General features: G+C 64.1%; 1 protein-coding gene. It reads left to right on the top strand.

Features of this window, described 5'->3' with window-relative positions; all coding sequences use genetic code 11:
• Positions 1-234 (top strand): molybdopterin cofactor-binding domain-containing protein (locus R0J88_RS23635; protein WP_410901406.1); only part of this gene is annotated, 234 nt, incomplete at both ends.

The following is a 234-nucleotide window of genomic DNA, read 5'->3' as shown; positions in this document are numbered from 1 at the left end:
CAACACCCGCTGCTGGCGACCCTGATCGATCAGCTCGAGGACAGTGGCCGCTACTGGGCGCGCCGCGCCGAGATACGTGCCTTCAATGCCACCAATCCGGTGGTCAGGAAGGGGCTGGCGCTGACACCGGTCAAGTTCGGCATCTCCTTCACCGCCAAGCACCTCAATCAGGCAGGCGCCCTGGTGCATGTCTACACCGATGGCAGCGTGCAGGTGAATCACGGCGGCACTGAG

Source organism: Pseudoalteromonas sp. SIMBA_162, from assembly GCF_046535955.1.
GTDB classification, from domain to species: Bacteria; Pseudomonadota; Gammaproteobacteria; order Enterobacterales; family Alteromonadaceae; genus Pseudoalteromonas; species Pseudoalteromonas marina.
This window is presented reverse-complemented; position numbering and strand designations above follow the sequence as displayed.